This is a genomic window from Dietzia aerolata (assembly GCF_014144865.1).
GTDB lineage: Bacteria > Actinomycetota > Actinomycetes > Mycobacteriales > Mycobacteriaceae > Dietzia > Dietzia aerolata.
Genome location: NZ_JAALDM010000072.1, coordinates 1 through 5,044 on the forward strand (window position 1 = coordinate 1; position 5,044 = coordinate 5,044).

A 5,044-nucleotide genomic window follows, 5' to 3' on the forward strand; every position below is an offset into this window, starting at 1 on the left:
CGCGGCCGCTGGGGCTGCGTGCTGCTGGACGACGGGCCCGACCACAGCGCCGGCACCCGCGTGGTGACCATGCGCGCCCGCGAACTGGGCCGCACCCCGATCGTCGTGGGCGATCAAGTGGGCGTGGTGGGCGACCTGACCGGCGCGCGCGACACCCTCGCCCGGATCGTGCGCGTCGAAGACCGCTCAACGGTGTTGCGCCGGACCGCCGATGACTCCGACCCGTACGAGCGGGTGGTGGTGGCCAACGCGCAGTGGCTACTCATCGTGGTGGCCGTCGCCGATCCGCCGCCGCGCGCCGGGTTCGTCGCCCGCGCGCTCGTGGCCGCCTATACGGGCGGGTTGGAGCCGGTTCTGTGCCTGACCAAGGGCGACCTCGACGACCCGTCGGTGTTCGCGGCCGAATTCGCCGCGCTCGACGTCCCGGTCCTGACGGTGGGGGTCGACGACGACCTGGGCCCGCTGCACGAGGTGGTCGACCGCCGGATCTCCGCCCTGATCGGACACTCGGGCGTCGGCAAATCGACTCTGGTCAACCGACTGGTCCCCGACGCCGATCGCGCCACCGGACGGGTTTCCGGCGTGGGCAAGGGCCGGCACACCTCCACCCAGTCGGTGGCGCTCGAGCTCGCCGACGGGGGCTGGGTGGTGGACACGCCGGGCATCCGAAGTTTCGGGCTCGCGCACGTCTCCCCCGACGACGTGGTGGCCGCCTTCTCCGACCTGGACGAGATCGCCGAGGACTGCCCGCGCGGCTGCACCCACCAGGGGCCGCCCGCCGACCCCGAGTGCGCGTTCGACGCCATCGAGGACCCGGCCACCCACCGGCGCGCACTGGCCGTGCGGGAACTGCTGGGAGCGCTGCAGTCCAACGACCACTGGGAGCTGGGGCTCGACCAGGAGTGAGGGCGGCCGGGCGGCGGTAGGCAGGCCCCGGGCGCCGGCAGGCCAGGTCAGAGGGTGAGCTCGACGTCCCCCAGCGCGACCGACACGCACGTCTGGATGCGCTCGCCGGGGCCGTGATCGGTGCCGTTGCGCAGGTCGCGGACATGCCCGTCCTCCAACGGGACGACGCAGGTCTGGCAGATGCCCATGCGGCAGCCGAACGGCATCTGCACGCCGACGCTCTCGCCGCCCTCGAGGATCGTGGTGGCGCCGTCCAGCTCCACGGTCTTGCCGGTCGACCCGAAGGTGACCGTGCCGCCCGTGGCGCCCGCGTCGCGGTTGATGGTGAACCGTTCGATGTACAGGTCCTCGCGGTCCTCGGCCGTGAAGTGCTCGTCCAGCTCGTCGAGCATCGCCGCCGGGCCACACGCCCACGTCGGCCGCTCGGCCCAGTCCGGGACCAGTGCCGACATCTGCTCGGCGTTGATCCGGCCCTCCTCCGCGGTGACCCGCAGGTGCAGCGTGTAACCGGGTTGGGTGCGCTCGAGGGCGAGCAGCTCGTCGTAGAACAGCGCGTCATCGCGCGTGCGGATCGAGTGCACGTGCACCACGTCCGGGAACCGCTCGTCGCCCGACCGGCGGTCCATCGACCGCAGCATGCCCATCACCGGGGTGATGCCGGAGCCGGCACTGACGAACATCAGCTTGTCCGGCGTCGGCGACGGCAGATGGAAATCGCCGGCCGGGGCCTGGAGGCGGACGATCGTGCCCGGCTCGACCGTGCCGACGATGTGATTGCTGAGCAGTCCCTCGGGCATCGCCTTGACCGTGACCGAGTACTCGCCGCGGCCGCTCGTCGGCGCCGACGTCAGCGAATAGGAACGCCAGGTCCAGCGCCCGTCGACCAGCACGCCGATGCCCAGGTACTGGCCCGGACGGTAGGACGGGGTGGCGCCCCAGCCGGGCTTGATCACCAGTGTCACCGCGTCGTCGGCCTCACGCCGCACCGACACGACCTCGCCGCGCAGCTCACGGGAGGACCACAGCGGGTAGATGAGCGACGAGTAGTCGTCCATGCGCAGCGGATGGGTGAGACGGTTGAGCAACCGGTGTGCGGTCCGCGGCTCCGGCACCCGTGCCGCCGCAGCCCGCAGTACCCTGCCCAGACCTCTGTTCGACTCCGACACTGGTGCCTCCCTCTGCTCTCCCGCCACCTGCTCGCCCGGGGCCCGGGTCGGCATCGACGGCACTGCAACCTACGGTAGCGTAGGTTAGCCTCCGACGGGGGATCGCCGACCCGATTTCAGGAGGCTTCTGACCGTCACCGCCGGTGGTGCCGGCCGTGGTGGGGTGGCTGCCGTTGTCGTCGTCGTCACTTCTGTTCTACATACGTTGAGCCCGGCTCACAGCAGGGTCAACAGGAACGGCAACTCCACGGCGTCGTACCAGGCCAGATCCACATCCAGGGCATCTCCGACGGTCAGCTCCGCGTCCTCGTCCCCCAGGTCGGCGCGGTCCACCGCCTCCACGGCGGCCTCCACGAGCTCCGCGGCGCCCTCGAGGTCCACGTGCACGGCCGCGATGTCCTGCGTCGTCACGGCCGGGTCGCTGATCCGCACCACGGCGGTGTCCAGGTCCGGGCGCACCGTGATCCGCTCGTCGGGCAGGTCCACGCTCACCACCACCCGGCGGTGCGGGTGCTTGGCGTGCGCCGCGCCCGAGTCGAGCTCCCCGCCGAGCAGCCGGAGCGACGCCCGGGCCGCCTCGAGAAACGCGACGTGCTCGATCTCCTCGAGATCGCCCTCCGCATACGACTCCACCAGTGCCGGCGTGGCGGCGAAGGCGGTGCCACTACGCACCGGCATCGACCCGTCGGCGAGCAGGGTCTCGAGCATCGGCAGAGTGGCGGGGATGAACAAACGCATGGTGGGCCTTCCTGGCGGGCGGGGGTCGGTCTCGGGGCGCGCGCGGCGAGGTCAGGAGGCGATCCCGGAGAGCTCCTCCAGGGCGCTCGAGATGAGCTCACCGATCTCCTCGACGTCCGGCAGCGCCTGCCGATCGGAGGTGAAACCGCAGTACACAGTACCCAGGTAGCTGCTCATCGACACCGCCAGCGCCTGGCCGTCGAGCAGCGCCGGGACCGGGTAGACCTCCTTGAGCTGACCGTCGTCCCAGAACATCTCGTGCTGCGGGCCGGGCGCGTTGGTCACCACGAGATCGTAGGAATCCGACGGCAACATGATGGCCGCCCGCGAGCCGAGCGCATGCAGGGTCGGCGGCGCGAAACCCGACAGGCGGGCCAGCGACTTGGCGCCCACGGCCTCCCGCTGGTGCCGCTGCGTGGCCGTCTCGCGGGCGATCTGCGCCAGCCGCATCCGCGGGTTGGGCTCCCCCACCGGCATCGCGATGAGCGCCGACGCGATCTCGGCGGACATCACGTCCCCCTGCTCGTCGCCGGAGTCGCTCTCCGCGGTCACCGCCATGGGGACGATCACGCGCAGGATGTCCGCCGTGGTCAGCGGATGCCCCGACGACAGGATCCACGAGCGCAGGGCCCCGCACAGCACGGCCAGCACCACATCATTGACCTTGCAGCCGTGCTGCCGCGCGATCTCCCTCGCCACCGGCAGCGGGAACGAGGCAAGCCCCACCCGACTGCCGCGCGAGTGCTCGGTGCGGAACATCTCCGTCAGCCCGCCGCTGGAGCGCAGGATCGCGAAACTCGCGGCCCCGGCCAGACCGCGGGTCGTCCGCTCGATCGCCTTCACCATCCGCGTGGACCGGCGCACCAGCTCGAACGGGTCGGACACGATGGTCATGAGCGCGTCCAGCACCAGCACCCCGTCCCCGGGGGACGGCATGGGCGTCCACGTGGCCACCTCGGCGTCCTCCGTCGAGGCCTGGTATTCGGCGGTGAGCACCTGCGCCAGGTCGATGGCGTTGGGGCCGCCGAGCAGCACGTGGTGGGTCTTGGTGAGAATCGCCAGCCGGCCGTCCTCGACGCCCTCGATGAGGTACAGCTCCCACAGGGGCCGGTCCGCCTCGAGCGGCCGGTCGACCAGCCGGGCCACCAGGTCCGCGAGCTGACGCATCCCACCGGGGGCGGGCAGCGCCGAGCGGCGGACGTGAAAACTCAGGTCGAACTCCGGATCATCCACCCAGACGGCCCGCGCGAGCCCGAACGGCACCTTCCGGATCCGCTGCCGGAACCTCGGCGCATCCGCCAGGCGGGCGTCGACGAACTCCATCACCCGGTCGATGTCCCAGGGCTGGTCGCGCGAGACCAGCGCCAGGGAACAGGAATGCCGGCTGCGGGAGCGCCCGGCGTCACCGAGCAGCAGGTCCGCATCCGTGGTCGCCAACCTGGTCGCCACGGCTCAGACCACCTCGTCCAGACCCAGCAGTCCGCGGATCTCCACGGCCGCCCGATCGAACACCTGGTAGAACACGCCGATCATGCCGGTCTGCACCGCGCCGAGGACGTTCTCGATCGCATCGTCGACCATGACGCACTCCCGCGGCTCCAGCTCGAGCCGCCGCGCCGCCTCCAGGAACGCCTCGGCGTCGGGCTTCTCCACGCCGATCACCCCGCTGAGCACCACGTGCTCGATCCCGTACGCACGCGCGTCCTCGCGGACACGATCCGCCCCCGACCCCTCCGGCTCATTACTGAGAACCGCGAGCCGGACGTCATTGGCCTTGGCACCTGTCAGGATGGTCCGCCAGTTCTCGCGGTCCTCATCCGTGCCGTCCAGCACCCCGAAGTAGTCGACAATCAGTCCTCGCATGAGAACAGCCTAGGCAACGAGTGGCCGCTGCGCAGTAAGGAGGGGAACCGCGCGGCACTTCCGGCCCGTCATAAGGGGTAGACGACGCTGGAGCGCCCGATTCCCGGGCGCCGGAGGGAGCTGCAGACATGACCGCGACGCAGGCGACACGGGCCGGGGCGGGGCGGCGTGCCGTCCCCGGGGGTCCAGGCACAACCCTGGGGGACGACGACGACACCACCATCCACCCCCTGCCCTCCACCGAGCCACTGCCCGGCGCGCAGCCCGCGCAGGTGCACCACGCACGCGCCCACCCGGGGCCGGCGCGCACTCCCCTGCCCGATGAGTCGGACGAGGTCCCCGTCCCGGCCCGCAGATCCGCCCACGCCCTG

5 protein-coding genes and 1 pseudogene are annotated in these 5,044 nt (G+C 71.5%); 2 read left to right on the plus strand and 4 right to left on the minus strand.

Going from position 1 to position 5,044, the window contains the following annotated elements:
- A partial coding sequence (gene rsgA / locus G6016_RS05420; RefSeq protein ID WP_182631673.1) for a ribosome small subunit-dependent GTPase A occupies positions 1-906 on the plus strand: 906 nt, incomplete at its 5' end.
- A gap of 47 nt (positions 907-953) precedes the next feature.
- On the opposite strand, the gene G6016_RS05425 is transcribed toward rsgA, so the two are convergent.
- From G6016_RS05425 to G6016_RS05440, 4 genes are all read right to left on the minus strand, one after another.
- Positions 954-2,072, minus strand: coding sequence for an FAD-binding oxidoreductase (locus G6016_RS05425; RefSeq protein ID WP_182631674.1), 1,119 nt, complete (start codon positions 2,070-2,072; stop codon positions 954-956).
- A 216-nt stretch (positions 2,073-2,288) separates the two neighbouring features.
- Positions 2,289-2,810: a DUF6912 family protein gene (locus G6016_RS05430; RefSeq protein WP_182631675.1), complete on the minus strand. Its 522-nt coding sequence runs from the start codon at positions 2,808-2,810 to the stop codon at positions 2,289-2,291.
- Positions 2,811-2,861: 51 nt separating this feature from the next.
- Positions 2,862-4,259 carry a wax ester/triacylglycerol synthase family O-acyltransferase gene (locus tag G6016_RS05435; RefSeq protein WP_182631676.1) on the minus strand — a complete coding sequence of 466 codons (1,398 nt, stop codon included), beginning with the start codon at positions 4,257-4,259 and terminating at the stop codon, positions 2,862-2,864.
- A gap of 3 nt (positions 4,260-4,262) precedes the next feature.
- Positions 4,263-4,673 carry an HAD family hydrolase gene (locus G6016_RS05440; protein WP_182631677.1) on the minus strand — a complete coding sequence of 137 codons (411 nt, stop codon included), beginning with the start codon at positions 4,671-4,673 and terminating at the stop codon, positions 4,263-4,265.
- Between the two features lie 128 nt (positions 4,674-4,801).
- Here G6016_RS05440 and G6016_RS05445 point away from each other — a divergent pair.
- A pseudogene (locus G6016_RS05445) lies at positions 4,802-5,044 on the plus strand (hypothetical protein); the annotation flags it as partial.

Coding starts and splice junctions, on each gene's coding strand:
- G6016_RS05430 (WP_182631675.1), bottom strand. CDS start 2,810: ATGCGTTTGTTCATCCCCGCCACTCTGCCGATGCTCGAGACCCTGCTC.
- G6016_RS05440 (WP_182631677.1), bottom strand. CDS start 4,673: ATGCGAGGACTGATTGTCGACTACTTCGGGGTGCTGGACGGCACGGAT.